The sequence below is a fragment of the Streptomyces cinnamoneus genome (assembly GCF_014650495.1).
In the GTDB taxonomy this organism is placed as follows: domain Bacteria; phylum Actinomycetota; class Actinomycetes; order Streptomycetales; family Streptomycetaceae; genus Streptomyces; species Streptomyces cinnamoneus.
Map to the genome: position 1 here is coordinate 86,873 of NZ_BMVB01000018.1, position 14,575 is coordinate 101,447.

Annotated in this window: 10 protein-coding genes and 1 pseudogene; 9 read left to right on the forward strand and 2 right to left on the reverse strand. The window is 72.2% G+C overall.

The window, feature by feature from the left end; translation table 11 throughout:
• Nucleotides 1-29: 29 nt before the first annotated feature.
• The 8 genes from glnA to IE182_RS23075 all read left to right on the forward strand — a co-directional run bounded on the left by glnA (nt 30) and on the right by IE182_RS23075 (nt 8,662).
• On the forward strand, nt 30-1,439 hold the full coding sequence (glnA, locus tag IE182_RS23040) for a type I glutamate--ammonia ligase (RefSeq protein ID WP_190111803.1): 1,410 nt from the start codon (nt 30-32) through the stop codon (nt 1,437-1,439).
• A 267-nt stretch (nt 1,440-1,706) separates the two neighbouring features.
• Nucleotides 1,707-2,651 (forward strand): sphingomyelin phosphodiesterase, encoded by a 945-nt coding sequence (sph, locus tag IE182_RS23045; protein WP_190111842.1) that lies wholly within the window; start codon nt 1,707-1,709, stop codon nt 2,649-2,651.
• 76 nt (nt 2,652-2,727) lie between these two features.
• Complete coding sequence (locus IE182_RS23050; RefSeq protein WP_190111804.1) at nt 2,728-3,372, forward strand: DUF6891 domain-containing protein; 645 nt, start codon at nt 2,728-2,730, stop codon at nt 3,370-3,372.
• A 381-nt stretch (nt 3,373-3,753) separates the two neighbouring features.
• A complete protein-coding gene (locus IE182_RS23055) occupies nt 3,754-4,317 on the forward strand; it encodes a winged helix-turn-helix domain-containing protein (RefSeq protein WP_190111805.1) in 564 nt (187 codons plus the stop codon).
• Nucleotides 4,318-4,362: 45 nt separating this feature from the next.
• Nucleotides 4,363-4,827, forward strand: coding sequence for a cupin domain-containing protein (locus tag IE182_RS23060; protein WP_190111806.1), 465 nt, complete (start codon nt 4,363-4,365; stop codon nt 4,825-4,827).
• A 64-nt stretch (nt 4,828-4,891) separates the two neighbouring features.
• Nucleotides 4,892-5,512, forward strand: coding sequence for a rhomboid-like protein (locus tag IE182_RS23065; protein ID WP_190111807.1), 621 nt, complete (start codon nt 4,892-4,894; stop codon nt 5,510-5,512).
• A gap of 48 nt (nt 5,513-5,560) precedes the next feature.
• Nucleotides 5,561-6,376, forward strand: coding sequence for a tyrosine-protein phosphatase (locus tag IE182_RS23070; RefSeq protein ID WP_190111808.1), 816 nt, complete (start codon nt 5,561-5,563; stop codon nt 6,374-6,376).
• A 339-nt stretch (nt 6,377-6,715) separates the two neighbouring features.
• Nucleotides 6,716-8,662 carry a hypothetical protein gene (locus tag IE182_RS23075; protein ID WP_190111809.1) on the forward strand — a complete coding sequence of 649 codons (1,947 nt, stop codon included), beginning with the start codon at nt 6,716-6,718 and terminating at the stop codon, nt 8,660-8,662.
• 75 nt (nt 8,663-8,737) lie between these two features.
• On the opposite strand, the gene pulA is transcribed toward IE182_RS23075, so the two are convergent.
• Together pulA and IE182_RS23085 are read right to left on the reverse strand one after the other, a co-directional pair.
• Nucleotides 8,738-11,296, reverse strand: a complete 2,559-nt coding sequence (pulA, locus tag IE182_RS23080) for a pullulanase-type alpha-1,6-glucosidase (protein WP_229845036.1) — start codon at nt 11,294-11,296, stop codon at nt 8,738-8,740.
• A gap of 279 nt (nt 11,297-11,575) precedes the next feature.
• Nucleotides 11,576-12,943: pseudogene (locus IE182_RS23085) on the reverse strand (alpha-amylase); the annotation flags it as partial.
• A gap of 329 nt (nt 12,944-13,272) precedes the next feature.
• Between IE182_RS23085 and IE182_RS23090 the strand changes: the two are divergent.
• The gene (locus tag IE182_RS23090) at nt 13,273-14,574 is read left to right on the forward strand and encodes an extracellular solute-binding protein (RefSeq protein ID WP_190111810.1); all 1,302 of its coding nucleotides are present in this window, start codon (nt 13,273-13,275) and stop codon (nt 14,572-14,574) included.
• Nucleotide 14,575: the final 1 nt, after the last annotated feature.

A 14,575-nucleotide genomic window follows, 5' to 3' on the forward strand; every position in this document is an offset into this window, starting at 1 on the left:
CCGCGTGCGGCCGGGCTAGGAGGAGTTGGATGTTCCAGAACGCCGACGAGGCCAAGAAGTTCATCAAGGATGAGGACGTCAAGTTCGTCGACGTCCGATTCTGCGACCTGCCTGGCGTGATGCAGCACTTCACGATCCCGGCCGCGGCCTTCGACCCCAACGAGGAACTGGCGTTCGACGGCTCGTCGATCCGCGGATTCCAGGCCATTCACGAGTCGGACATGGCGCTGCGCGCCGACCTCTCGACGGCCCGCATGGACCCGTTCCGTCGCGACAAGACGCTGAACATCAACTTCTTCATCCACGACCCGATCACGGGTGAGCAGTACAGCCGCGACCCGCGCAACATCGCCAAGAAGGCCGAGGCGTACCTCGCGTCCACCGGCATCGCGGACACCGCGTTCTTCGGCCCCGAGGCCGAGTTCTACGTCTTCGACAGCGTTCGCTTCGAGACCAGCGCGAACCAGTCCTTCTACCACATCGACTCCGAGGCGGGCGCCTGGAACACCGGTGCGCTGGAGGACAACCGCGGTTACAAGGTCCGCTACAAGGGCGGCTACTTCCCGGCCCCGCCGGTCGACCACTTCGCCGACCTGCGCGCCGAGATCTCCCTGGAGCTGGACAAGGCCGGCCTGCAGGTCGAGCGCCAGCACCACGAGGTCGGCACCGCCGGCCAGGCGGAGATCAACTACAAGTTCAACACGCTGCTCGCCGCGGCCGACGACCTGATGCTCTTCAAGTACATCGTGAAGAACGTCGCGTGGCGCAACGGCAAGACCGCGACCTTCATGCCGAAGCCGATCTTCGGCGACAACGGCTCGGGCATGCACGTCCACCAGTCGCTGTGGAGCAACGGCGAGCCGCTCTTCTACGACGAGCAGGGCTACGCGGGCCTCTCGGACACCGCCCGCTACTACATCGGCGGCATCCTCAAGCACGCCCCGTCGCTGCTGGCCTTCACCAACCCGACGGTGAACTCCTACCACCGCCTGGTCCCCGGCTTCGAGGCCCCGGTGAACCTGGTCTACTCGCAGCGCAACCGCTCCGCCGCGATGCGCATCCCGATCACGGGCTCGAACCCGAAGGCCAAGCGCGTCGAGTTCCGCGCCCCGGACCCGTCCTCCAACCCGTACCTGGCCTTCTCGGCCCTGCTGCTGGCCGGTCTGGACGGCGTCAAGAACAAGATCGAGCCGGCCGAGCCGATCGACAAGGACCTCTACGAGCTCGCCCCCGACGAGCACGCGAACGTCCCCCAGGTCCCGACCTCCCTCCCGGCCGTCCTCGACGCCCTGGAGCAGGACAACGAGTACCTCCAGGCCGGCGGTGTCTTCACCTCCGACCTGATCGAGACCTGGATCGACTACAAGCGCACCAACGAGATCGCCCCGATCCAGCTCCGCCCGCACCCGCACGAGTTCGAGATGTACTTCGACATCTAAAGCCTGCGGCCGGGCGCCCCGGAGAGGGCCCCCTGCGACTGAGCCCCGTCACCTGCCATCGGGCGGTGACGGGGCTCAGTGCTGTGCCGGGCGAAGAGTTGGGCCGGAGTTTCCTCCGCTTCATGCGGCGGTCATGCGGACCTAACGGTGGCTGGTGGGATGTGTGAGGTTCCCTATCGCTTCGGCTCCCATAGGGTTACCGCAGGTTACCGCCCTACCGAGGGAGACGCAGTGCCGTTCCTGAAGAGTGCTCGTTCCGTCCCGCTGATGGCCGTTGCGGCCACCGCACTTGCTGTCGCGGCCGCGCCGCAGGCCGTGGCCGCGCCCGCCGCCGTCCCGCCGGTGAAGGTGCTGAGTTACAACGCGTTCCTCATGAGCGCCGGCCTGTATCCGAATTGGGGGCAGGAACACCGGGCCAAGGAGATAGCGGCCGCGGATTTCTTCCGGGGAAATGACGTCGTGGTGCTCCAGGAAGCCTTCGACAATGCGGCGACCGATCATCTCAAGTCCCTTGCGGCCGACCGCTATCCATACCAGACGCCCGTCGTGGGGCGGACCAAGGACGGCTGGGACGCCACCGGCGGCAATTACTCCGCCACCTCGCCGGAGGACGGCGGCGTCACCGTGCTCAGCAAGTGGCCGATGCTGCGCAAGGAACAGGTCGTCTTCAACGACGCGTGCGGTTCCGACTGGTGGTCCAACAAGGGCTTCGCGTATGTGGTGCTGAACGTGGGCGGCAGCAAGGTGCACGTGGTGGGGACGCACCTGCAGTCCACGGACAGCGGGTGCAAGGCCGGCGAGGCCGCGGCGGACCGCTCCCGGCAGCTCCGGCAGATCAACGCCTTCCTCGATGCGAAGAACATCCCGGCGAACGAGCAGGTCCTGCTCGCCGGAGACCTGAACGTGGACTCCCGCAGTGCGGAGTACCGTTCGATGCTCGCCGACGGCGACCTCGCGCCCGCGGACACCCGCACCGGGCACCCGTACTCCTTCGACACGAAGGAGAACTCGATCGCGGTCTACCGCTACCCGACGGACGCCCGCGAGGACCTCGACTACGTCCTCCACCGCAACGGCCACGCCCGGCCCGCGGGCTGGACCAACACGGTGGTCAAGGAGCAGTCCGCGCCGTGGACGGTCTCCAGCTGGGGCAAGCGGTACACCTACACCGACCTCTCCGACCACTACCCGTTGATCGCCGGAACCGGCTGACTGTCAGTGGTGGGTGCCACGATGTTCTCCATCGGGCCCGCCGGTCGTGCGCGGGCCGGGGAACGAGGGGGAATCCGTGCTGCCCACCACCGCCGATCACGCCAGCGACCGCGCCACCGATCACGCCAGCGACCGCGCCGCCCTCGATCCGCAGCTGCTCGGTGAGGCCGAGACGTACGCCGCGGCGCTGGTCCGGCGCGGCCTCGACACCCCGGGGCAGGTGGCGGAGCTGGTCTCCGACTACTTCTACGCCGACGGCGCCACCCCCGTCTCCCCGGCGGCCGCGCGGGAGATCGTCGGCCGGCTCTGGCGCGAGCGCCTCGCCGAGCAGGAGACGTGGCCCGAGGCGACCGACGTCGGCCGGCTGGAATCGGCCTTCGCCGCGCTGGGCGCCGCCGGGGTCACGGCGCGGGCGGCCTTCACCTGCTGCATGTCCTGCGGCACGGCCGAGATCGGGGGCGAGGCCGCCGAGGGTGATCACGGCTACGTCTTCTTCCACTCCCAGGACGCCGATGCGGCCGCCGCGGGCCACGGCCTGTGGCTGCGGTACGGCGTCCACGGCGCGGACGCGGACGGCAGCGGCACCGTGGCCGTCGGGCGCGCGGTGGTGGCCGCCCTCGCGGCGGCCGGCCTGACCGGCACGTGGGACGGAAATCCCGCCCGGGCGATCAGCATCGAGGCGTTGGACTGGCGCAAGCGGCTCGCGCCCCTGGCCGACTGAGGCGGCTCCGCAGGGGCGGTCGTGACCGACCGTGACCGCGCTCCCGGCGCGACGTGACGCACGTCGCACCGACGATCAAGGACGATACAGGTCAAACGTCCGCATGAACTGCGCAAAGAGGTCTGCTGCCCCGCCCCCGGTCATGCTTCAATAGGGGCATGGCCAGCCACCAGAACACCGCGACGGGTCGCAACGACCTTGAGCCCTTCTGGCCTTCTCGCCAGCACCACGACTTCGACCGAGTGTGTTGTCGCGCGTCCTTCGCGCAGGCCCTCTCCTCTCGCTGACGCCCACGTCGAAGTCAGCCGCCGGCACCGGTTCCGGCAAAGCGGCCCGCGCCTGCACGTCCTCTCGACGTACCGCGCGAAAGAGCTGAGCCCCATGTCGAACCTCCGCACGCTGCCCGCCCCCGCGTCCACCACCGCGACCGCCCCCGTGCTGCCCGCCCAGGCCGCCCATCGCCACCGGCTGCGCGCCGTGGCGCCGGACGAGGTGCCGCCCGTCGCCGACCTGCTGCACCCGGGCGCCACCTGGATGCCCGCACCGCAGCACGCGCTGCCCACCCTGCCCGGCCAGCCGCCCATGATCGGGTACCTGGTGCTCGTGCCGGCCGAGCAGCCGCCCGCGCCCGAGCAGCCGCTCACCGAGGGGGACGGCCTGGTGCGCATCGACCCCGAGGAGCGGACCGCGCACGTCGCGGGCCGTCTGCTGGACCTGACCTACCTCGAATTCGAGCTGCTGGCGCACCTCGTCGCCCACCCGCACCGGGTCCACACCCGTGATCAGCTGGTGACGACCGTCTGGGGCTACGGGCACGTCGGCGACGGCCGTACCGTCGACGTCCACGTCGCCCGGCTCCGCCGCAAGATGGGCGCCGAGTACCGTTCGTCGATCGTGACCGTCCGCCGCGTCGGCTACAAGTACGCACCGCCGGCCGGTTTCTGAGCCCGGTCCGGGGCGGCCGGGAGGCCCGGGTGGGAAGGTGGGGCCATGACCGACACCTCCGAGCTCGTCACGCTCCTCGGCCTCCAACCGCACGTCGAGGGCGGCTGGTTCCGCGAGACCTGGCAGACGTCCGGCACGGCCGTGCCCGAGGGATACGGCGGGCCGCGCCCGCATGCGACCGGCATCTACTTCCTGCTCCACCCCGGTGAGCGTTCCCGCTGGCACCTCGTCCGCTCCGACGAGCTGTGGCTCTGGCACCGCGGGGGCCCGCTGCGGATGCGGCTGGGCGGCTCCGGGCCGGCCCCCGACGAGGCGGGTGCCACCGAGGCCGTGCTGGGCGCGGACGTCGAAGGGGGACAGCGGCCGCAGCTACTGATCCCCGGCGGGGTGTGGCAGTCGGCGGAACCGGCCGGCACCGAGCCCACGTTGGTGACCTGCGTCGTGTCCCCCGGCTTCCACTACGAGGACTTCACGCTGGCCGGGGAACCGGCCGGGGAGCCGTCCGCGTAGCCCTGGTCCGGAGCGCCCGTCAACTGGGTTGAGCCGGAGGCGGGATGCGCACGATCATGGCCCGATGACCTCCCTCGCCGACCGCCTTCCCCGTCTCGCTCCGCTCTACGTCGGGGGCGTGCAACTCGGCGCGTACGCCCTGCAGCGCATACTCACGCCGGCCATGCGCGAGCGCGTGCTGCGCGACTGTTCCACCAACGTCGACAACCTGCGCGCCGGCCGCTGGGACACCCTCGCCAGCAGCGCGCTGATGGTGGAGGCGCCGCTGGAGCTGCCGTACGCACTGCTGCTCCTGGCCGTGCTGGGCTATACGGAGTACACCTACGGAGCGTGGTGGGCGGCGGCCGCGTTCCTGTACGGGCACGTGGGCGCGTCCTTGGTGGTGTACGGAGGGCTGCGCGCCCTCCGGGCGGGGGCGCGCACGCGGTCCGCGATAGACGTGGGCGCGAGCTACGGCTTCAACGCGGTGGCCGGCGCGCTGGCCACGGCGCTGCCGCGCGGGCGCGTGCGCACCGGGGTCGGTGCCGGCCTGCTCGTCCTCGCCGTACGGCCCTGCCTGCGCGGCCGCGGCCGTGCGACGTTCACGGACGCCGGGCACCTGCTGGCGCTGCTGCTCGGCATGGGGCTGGGACCGGCTCTGGCCAGGGGGCGGCGTCGCGGACTCGCCCACCGTTCTTCACAATAAAGGGAGAAAATGCGATAAGCAGAGCAAGGCACCGAGGGAGACCGGCCCATGCCGCAGCAGGTGGATGTCTCGACGATCATCAACTTCCGTGACCTCGGCGGCATCCCGCTCGTCGGCAACTCCGCCGTCCGGCCCGGTCTGCTGCTGCGCTCCGGCCAGCTGGACCGCCTCGACCCGCAGGCCGATCCCGCCGTCGCCGCCCTCGGCATCCACACGGTGGTGGACCTGCGCACCGAGCACGAGCGCCGCGAACGCCCCGACCGGCTGCCGGACGGCGCCCGGCTGATCGTCGCCGACGTCATGGCCGCCATGGCCGGCACGGCCTCCCAGCAGGGCTCTCCGGAGAACGCGGCCCCCGCCCGCCTGGAGACGGTCCTCGGCAACCCGGCGACCGCCGAGGAGTACCTGGGCGACGGCAAGGCCGAGAAGCTCATGGGCGACACCTACCGGGCGTTCGTCACCTCCGCGTCCGCCTGCCACGCCTACCGCCTGCTGCTGACCACGCTCGCCGAGCCGGACTGCGGGCCGCTGCTCTTCCACTGCACCGCCGGGAAGGACCGCACCGGCTGGGCGGCCACCGTGATCCTGCTGCTGCTCGGCGCGGACGTGTCGGCCGCCGAACGCGAGTACCTCGCCGTCGTCCCGGCCGTGCGCGCGGCCTTCGCCCCGCACGTCGACCGCTTCACGGCCGCCGGCGGCAACCCGGACATCGCCGACGCGATCCTGGGCGTCCGTCCGGCCTATCTGGCGGCGGCGCTGGAGGAGATGCACCGGGTCCACGGCGACGTCGAGTCCTACGTGCGCGACGGGCTCGGCATCCCGGACACGGCCGTCGACCGCATCCGCGCCCGCTGCATCGCCTAGGGCGTGTCCGATGGGTCGGTGCGGGCCCCGCGGCGTCTGGTGCTGGGGGCACCTCCCAGCGGTAGCTGGGGGAGCATCGCAAGGCGGAGCATCTCCCGCGTACTGGGCGTACTCGGGTGATGCGACAACGCGGCGAGGTGCCGTGCCTGGGGGCACCTCCCAGCGGTAGCTGGGGGAGCGTCGTGGGGTCTGTGCTGACCCATCGGACACGCCCTAGCCCGGCCCCAGCCTGGTCCGGCCCCCGCAAGGGCCACCGCAGCAGCAGCCGGGGGGGGCGGCGTCCGAACAGGCGCCCAGACGGGTGAAGTGACCATCCCATCATTCACTCGTTCTACGGACGTGGAGCAGCACGCTACGGCCCCCCGGCCCCTCACCCAGGCCCCTCCGGCCCCCGTCGACGTCGAGCAGGCCGAGGCCGCGCTCATCGAGCACTACCCCCGCCTCGTCCGGCTGGGGTACCTCGTGCTGCCGCCCGCGCTGGGCCGCCACCGCCGGGTCCTGACCGCGCACGCCCTCGTCCAGCGGGCGCTGCCCCGCACCCGCGGCGGCGCGAAGGAGGCCGGCGTCCCCGCGCCCCGCGGCGCGGGGGGCTTTCCCGGCGACCCGGGCTACGCCTACGTACGGCAGCGGGTGCTGCGGGCCGCGCTGCGGGCGGGCCGGCCGCGCGGGCCGTGGCGGCTCCCCCGGCCGGGCCAGCTGCCGCCGTCACTGCCGCAGGTGTGGGGGCTGCGCCTCTTCCCGCGCTCGGGCGGGGCCGACGAGCTGGTCCTGGACCAGGCCCTCGCCGCGCTGTCGGGGCCGGGCCGGGCCGCGTACGTCCTGCGGGAGCTGGAGCTCCCCACCGACCACGACGTGCGGCAGCTGCTGTCCTCGGCCGGTGTGAGCGACCCGGACGCGGCGCTCGCCGAGGCGGACCGGGTGCACGTCCCGGCCGGCAGCAGGGACGGCTCGCTGCTGGAGTCGGTGGAGTTCGACCCGTGCTCGCTCCAGGCACGGCCCACCGACCTGATGCGCCGCCGCCAGCACACCCGCGCGGCCCTCGCGGCCGCCGCCGCGGTCGTGGTGTGCGGGACGCTGCTCGGGCTGCCGGGCGGGGGCTGGGGGCCCGACGGCGCGGCCGCCCCGCCCTACGCGCAGAACGCCGCGGCCGAGCAGGCCCTGGACCCCGCCCGGCTGACCACGGCCTCCCCCACCGCGTGGAAGCGCGCCGACCGTCCCGGCTTCGCCGTCTGGCCCGCGCGCGGCAACCGCACCGGCGACCGGGAGCTGCTGCGCCGCGCGCTCGCCGTCTGGGCGCGCCCCGGGCGTTCGGTGCAGGTCACGGCGACCCCGGGCACCGCACCCGGGCCCGCGGCCGGGCCGCCGCAGCTGCTGTACGCGGGCGAGGTGGACTCGGCGGTGGTCGTGCTGCTCCACGACGGGCTGCGCGTGGTGCGCTATGCCGAGGCCCGCAGCGGCGACACCCGGTCCGCCGCCCTGGACTTCGCGCGGGCGGACGCGGCGGACACCGGCACCGCCACGGCCCTCGTCGTCGGCCGTACCGACGGCAACGTCCGTTTCCTGACCGCCCCGTGGGTGAACGACGCGGCGGTGCGCGACCTGCTGCAGCCCGCGGGCGGCGCCGAGCCGTTGCACCGCGACGCCGACGGCCTGACGGACCCGGTGACCAGCCCGGCCGCGTCGAGCGACTGCCACGGGTGGAAGGCGCTGCAGTTCGGTGACCACCTCGTCTCCGACCTCGGCGAGCTGCTGCCGGCCCGGCTCACCGCCGGATCCCCCGCCGCCCCGCACGACGTGAGCGGCCCTAAGGACCGCGCCGGCTGGGCGCACACCGCCTGCCACCTGGCGTCCGTCCGGGGCCAGGGCGTGCGGTCGGTCAACTCCTGGCAGTTCGCGACGCAGGTGCTGCCCGGGGGTGCCGGGAGCGCGGAGTGGTTCTGCACCCGCGCGGAGACGTGGCGGGGTGCGGGCAGCCGGGTGCTGGCCCAGTTCCAGGCACCCGGCACGCGGACGGGCGCTCCGGGCGCGGTCGTCGCCCGCGCCGAGGACTCCCCCGCCTGCGGGGCCCGCGAGCCGCACGTCCTGGCGGGCGCCCTGTGGAAGTCGGCCAAGGGCAACTGGTACGCCCTCGCGGCGGGTGGCGGCGAGGTGACCGCCGTCACCGCGAGCGGCGGGGTCACCGGCAGCGCACCCGGCCCGCTGCTGGCCCTGCCGGCGAAGCCGGGCGCCCGCACGGAGCTGAGCGCCCGGCTCTCGGACGGCACACGGATCACGCCGCTGCACTGAGTGCTTTTGCACTGAGTACCGCTGTACTGAGTGCCGCTGTCCTGAGTGCTCCTGCGCCGAGGCCGAGGCGCGTCCTCAGGCCCGGCGGAAGACGGCGACCGTGCGGGCCGGCACGGCGAAGGTGCCGGAATCCGCCCGGTAGGAGGCGGACGCGACGGTCGCGTCGGCGCCCTGTGCCTGGACGGGGTGCAGGGCGTAGCCGGTGCCGGCGAGGGCGTCGATGCGCTGGGTCTGCTGCTGCGGGGTGGCGTTGAGGACGACGACGAGGTCGTCGAGGCGCAGGGTGACGACGCCCGGGGTCTCGTCCTTGCCGGAGAGCGGGAAGGACAGGCTCCGCTGGACGGCGTCGGCGGTCGGCAGGCTGAACGCCTTCTCCGTCGTGCGGATGCGCAGCAGGTCCCGGTAGGCGGCCGAGGCCGAGGTGACGGGACCGCAGCCGGGGCGCAGCGCCGGGTCGGCGAGGAGGGGGCGGGCGTAGGGCCACTTGTCCGCGTTGTCGCGGGCCGGGGGCAGACCGCGGCCGAATCCGTTGCCGTCGGCGCAGTTCCAGTGGAGGGCGTTGAACCAGTCGCCGCTGTCGTAGGAGTTGCGGTCGAGGGACTTGGAGCGCAGGAGGTCCGTGCCGGCCTGGGAGAGGGCCGGGCCCTGGGAGAGCGTGGCGGCGGCCAGCGCGACGACCTGGGCGCGGGCCCGGTCGGCGGGGGTCGTGGCCTGGGGGAGCTTGTAGGCGAGGGCGTCGTAGAGGGTCTCGTTGTCGTGGGCGTCGGCGTAGGACAGGGCGTCGCCGGGGGCGGCGGCGTAGCCGGCGGGCGAGCCGTTGTAGTCGACGTCGGCGCCGCGGACGCTGCGGCCGGTGGAGTCGGTGAAGCGGTAGTCGGCGAGGTTGCCGGTCAGGCCGACCTTGATGAGGTCCTGGGCGTGCAGGAGCCGGGCCCGCTGCTCGGCGTGGGTGCCGTTCGCGGGTGAGTCGTTGGGGTCGGTGAACAGGCCGGAGGCGAAGCCCTGGACGCGGGGGTCGGCGTCGAAGGGGCCGCCGCCGCGGATCGCGTCGCGGGAGCGGTCGGAGAAGGTGGCGATGCCGGTGCCGGCCATGTTCTTCTGCGTGGCCTGGACGAAGCGGGCGTCGTTCGCGACCTCGCCGAAGTTCCAGCCCTCGCCGTAGAGGACGACCGATTTCCCGTCGACGCCGTCCTTGGCGGGCGTCAGGGCGTCGAGGGCCTTGCGGACGGCGAGGACGTTGGCCTTGGGGTGGTGGCCCATGAGGTCGAAACGGAAGCCGTCGACCTTGTACTGCTTCGCCCAGGTGACGACGGAGTCGACGACGAGCCTGCCCATCATGGCGTGCTCGGGCGCGGTGTTGGCGCAGCAGGTGGAGGTGGCGACGGTGCCGTCGTCGAGGAGGCGGTGGTAGTAGCCGGGCACGATGCGGTCGAGGACGGACTTGTCGTCCTGGCCGGAGGCGGCGGTGTGGTTGTAGACGACGTCCATGACGGTCCGCAGCCCGGCGCCGGCCAGGCCCTGCACCATGCGCCGGAACTCGACGGTGCGGCGGGCGCCGTCGGGGTCGGAGGCGTACGAGCCCTCGGGGACGGTGTAGTGCAGCGGGTCGTAGCCCCAGTTGTAGGCGTCGCGGGCGGCGGTCTTCGCCACGCATGCCTGCTGCCGGTCGGAGTCGGCCGGAAGTGCGGCGAGGTCGCAGGGCGGCTGCGCACGGTCGGCGGCGCGTTCGGGGACGGTGGCGAAGTCGAAGACGGGCAGCAGGTGGACGTACGAGGTGCCGGCGTCGGCGAGCTGCCTGAGGTGGCGCATGCCGGGCGCGTCGCGGTCGGTGAAGGCGAGGTAGTCGCCCCGCGGGGAGAAGTCGCGGATGTGCAGTTCCTGGATGCGGGCGTCGCGGAAGGGCATGGCCTTCGGCTTGCGCATCCGCTGCCAGCCGGCGGGTGCCAGGGCCGGGTCGGCGAGGTCGGTGACCAGGCTGTCGGTGGAGTCGGCGGTGAGGGCGGTGGAGTAGGGGTCGGTGACGCGGTTGGTGACGACCTTCCCGGCGGCCGGGGCGTGGACGGTGACGGCGTAGCGGTAGGGCTTGCCGGCCCAGTCCCGGCTGCCGGTCGCGCTCCAGACGCCGCTGGCGTCGTCGCGGCGCATGGGGACGGTGCGGCCGTCGAGTTCAAGGGCGACGTTCTTGGCCGTGGGCGCCCAGACGGAGAGGGTGGGGTGGCCGTTGCGGAAGGTGGGGCCGAGGGGGGCCTTGGTGGCGGCGGGGGCGTAGAGGTCGTCGAGGACGCCGGGGATCTGGACGCCGGTGGTGACGGTGCCGGCCTGTGCCAGGACCTTGCCTCTGAGCGCGGTGCGTTCCTTGCCGTGGGCGTCGAGGTGGAAGGCGTCGTGGGTGGCGGCGAGGCGTGGGTACTTCGCCAGGCCGCCGGGCTGGGGGGTGAGCGCGAAGCTGCCTCGGTCGTGGACGAGGCGGTGGGGGTGGGTGGGGTTGCCGAGGTTTTTGGGCCAGGCGAGGGTGTGTCGGTCGAGCCACTGGACTTTGGCGTCGGTGGGAGTGGGGGCGGCACTCGCGGTGCCGGTGCTGGCGGTGGGCGCCACCAGCGCTATCACTGCCGCGAGTGCGGCGAGGCGTTTCACGCAGGGTCTCCTTCGGCTGGGGTCAGGACGTGGCGCTTGCCCCGGTCCCGCCCTTTCTCCGTTTCCCGGGGCTCCGCCCCGGACCCCGCTCCTCAAACGCCGGAGGGGCTGGATTGTGCCCGGACGGACTGGATTGTGACCGGACGGGCTGGATTGTGACCGGACGGGCTGGATTTTCAGCCCGTCCGGCGTTTGAGGACACCGCGCGTCAGTGCGGTCCGGGGTCCGGGGGCGGAGCCCCCGGTCAGGGGCGGGGTGGGGAAGGCTCAGTGATCAACCGCACGTACGCGCGCCCGCGTGCAGCGCCAATGCCGTGTTCGGGGCGACGGTCGCCGCGAAGCGGCCGTCCGCGGCGACCGTCACGCGGCGGCCCGACTGGACGTCGCAGTAGTCCCCGCCCGGCAGCGACGTCTGGAAGGTCCGGCTCAGCGCGAAGCCCTCGTGGTTGACGACCACGTAGCCCTTGTCGCCGCGCCCGAAGGCGATCGCCTGGTAGCCGTTGTCCCACCACCCGGTGACCGGCGTCCCCCGCACGGCGTTGCGGAACGCCACCATGCTCCGGATCTCCGGCCACGTGTGCTGGCACTTCCAGCCGTCCTGCCAGCAGGCGCCCACCACTCCCCCGCGCGGCGGCCCCGCGTCCCGGTCGGTGAACTCGTAGCCGGAGTGGACGTCCGGGGAGCCGTAGGGCCAGGCGAGCATGAAGACGTTGGCGAGCGTGTAGGAGGCGCCGTCCTTGTAGCTGAGGGTGTCGCCGCCGCGTTCGGTGTCGTGGTTGTCGACGAAGACGGACGCCTGGGAGGAGGGCAGGTAGCCCCAGCCCTCGCCGTAGTTCCTCAGGTAGGCCAGGCGCTCGCCGAGGAACACCCGGCGCAGGTCGCGCGCGTAGCGGAACTCCTGGACGTCGCCGTTGCCCAGGTACTCCTGCGGCTGTACGGCTTCGCCGGCGCCGTGGATGGTCTCCTGCTTCCAGTAGACGTCCGGCTTGCTCAGCTTGGCCTTGACGGCGGCGAGGTCCTCGGTCGCGATGTGCTTGGCCGCGTCGATGCGGAAGCCGTCGACGCCGAGGGCCAGCAGGTCGTCGAGGTAGCGGGCGATCGCGGTGCGGACCCGGTCGCTGCCGGTGTCGAGGTCGGCGAGCTGGACGAGCTCGCAGTTCTGGACGTCGTTGCGGCTGGTGTAGTCGGTGATGGGCGTGCGGCAGCGGTGGAAGTCGGCGTCCTCGTAGAGGCCGGGATAGCCGTACTTCGTATACGGCGTGCCGCCGGTGCCGGTGCCCTGGCCGGCCGACATGTGGTTGATGACGGTGTCGACGACGACCTTCACCCCGGCGGCGTGGCAGGCGCCGACCATGGCGGAGAAGGCGGCACGGTCGCCGAGCCGGCCGGCGATGCGGTAGCCGACGGGCTGGTAGGAGGTCCACCACTGCGGGCCCTGAATGTGCTCCTGCGGCGGGGAGACCTGTACGTAGCCGTAGCCGGCGGGGCCGAGGGCGGTACGGCACTCGGTGGCCACGGAGTCGTACCGCCACTCGAAGAGGACGGCGGTGACGTCCTTGGGGCCGGGGGCGGCCGCCTGTGCCGGGGGCATGGGGAGGGTCGCGCCGGCCACGAGGGCGATTGCGGCGGTCAGGGCTCTTCGGGCTATGCGGGACATGGCGGTGGGGGCCATGGCGCCTCCAGGTGTGGGGGAAGGATGCCGGTGCAGCCTGTGCGGCAACCCGCCGCCCCCGTAAGGCCCCTGAGGCTTGGAAGCTTCTTGCTGCAAGCTTGCCCGCACGGCAGCAAGCGCTTGCCGGTCGAGACCGTACGAGCCCCGCCTTCCCCGGTCAACCCTGGGGACACGGGATGGTTACAACCCCGAAATCTTGCAATTCCCTTCTTGCAAGGTCTTTCGCAAGAGATTGCAGCCTGTTAGCTTCCTCCTCAGCTCGGGCCGCCCGTCCCCCCAGGCGGCCTCCTGAACGAGGAGTCCATATGCGAAGAGGCATATCGGTCGCCGCCGTCGTCGGCGTGCTGGCCCTGACCGCAACCGCCTGCGGCGGTGGCGGCGACAGCGGGAGCGACGGTTCCAAGGCCGCGCAGGACCCGGGCAGTGTGAGCGGGACCATCACCTGGTGGGACACCTCGGACGCCACCAACGAGGCCCCCGCGTTCAAGAAGCTGGTCGCGGCCTTCGAGGCGAAGTACCCCAAGATCAAGGTCGAGTACGTCAACGTGCCGTTCGACCAGGCGCAGCAGAAGTTCAAGACCGCCGCCTCGACCGGCAAGGGCGCCCCGGACGTGCTCCGCTCCGACGTGGGCTGGACCCCCGGCTTCGCCCAGCTCGGCTACCTCAAGGACCTCACCGGCACCCCCGCCCTCGACAAGAGCGAGGACTTCCTCGACGGCCCGCTGAAGAACGCGGCGTACCAGGGCAAGACGTACGGCGTCCCGCAGGTGACCGACACCCTCGGGCTCCTCTACAACAAGGAGCTGTTCCAGAAGGCCGGCGTCGACAAGGCCCCGGCCAACTGGCAGGAGGTCAAGGAAGCCGCCGCGAAGATCAAGGACAGGACGGGCGCCGAGGGCATCGGCCTCAGCCCCGACAGCTACTACTCGCTGCCCTTCCTCTACGGCGAGAAGAGCGACCTGGTCGACGCCGACAAGAAGAAGATCACCCTTTCCAACGCCGCCTCGCGCAAGGGCATCGAGACCGCCGTCGACCTGGTGAAGTCCGGTGCCGCGCCCAAGCCGGCCGGCACCGACGGCTACAACGTCCTCAAGACGGACTTCAAGAACGGCAAGCTGGCGATGCTGATCGACGGTCCCTGGGCGACCAAGGAGATCTTCGGCGGCGACGCCTACAAGTCCCGCGAGAACCTGGGCATCGCGCCCGTTCCGGCCGGCTCGACCGGCACCGCGGGCGCCCCGGTCGGCGGTCACAACCTGGTGGTCTACGCGGGCTCGAAGAACTTCGACGCCTCCTACCTCTTCACGCAGTTCATGACCGAGGCCGCGCAGCAGGAGAACGTCTCCAACGCCATCGGCGTGCTGCCGACCCGCAAGTCGGCCTACACCAAGGCCGTGCTGGACGACCCGGTGCGCAGCGCCTTCCACAACGCGCTGGACAAGGCCCACGCGCGGCCGCCGATCCCGCAGGGCGGTGACCTGTTCACCGACTGGCTCCAGCACTACACCAAGATCCTCACGCTGAAGGAGGAGCCGAAGGAGGGCATGGACGCCACGGCCAAGGCCTGGCAGTCCGCGCTCCTCAAGGACTACGGCATCGAGGAGTAGA

Bases quoted from the DNA above. Each gene is read 5' to 3' on its own strand.
- glnA (WP_190111803.1), top strand. From the start codon at position 30: ATGTTCCAGAACGCCGACGAGGCCAAGAAGTTCATCAAGGATGAGGAC.
- sph (WP_190111842.1), top strand. From the start codon at position 1,707: ATGGCCGTTGCGGCCACCGCACTTGCTGTCGCGGCCGCGCCGCAGGCC.
- IE182_RS23055 (WP_190111805.1), top strand. From the start codon at position 3,754: ATGTCGAACCTCCGCACGCTGCCCGCCCCCGCGTCCACCACCGCGACC.
- IE182_RS23060 (WP_190111806.1), top strand. From the start codon at position 4,363: ATGACCGACACCTCCGAGCTCGTCACGCTCCTCGGCCTCCAACCGCAC.
- IE182_RS23065 (WP_190111807.1), top strand. From the start codon at position 4,892: ATGACCTCCCTCGCCGACCGCCTTCCCCGTCTCGCTCCGCTCTACGTC.
- IE182_RS23070 (WP_190111808.1), top strand. From the start codon at position 5,561: ATGCCGCAGCAGGTGGATGTCTCGACGATCATCAACTTCCGTGACCTC.
- IE182_RS23090 (WP_190111810.1), top strand. From the start codon at position 13,273: ATGCGAAGAGGCATATCGGTCGCCGCCGTCGTCGGCGTGCTGGCCCTG.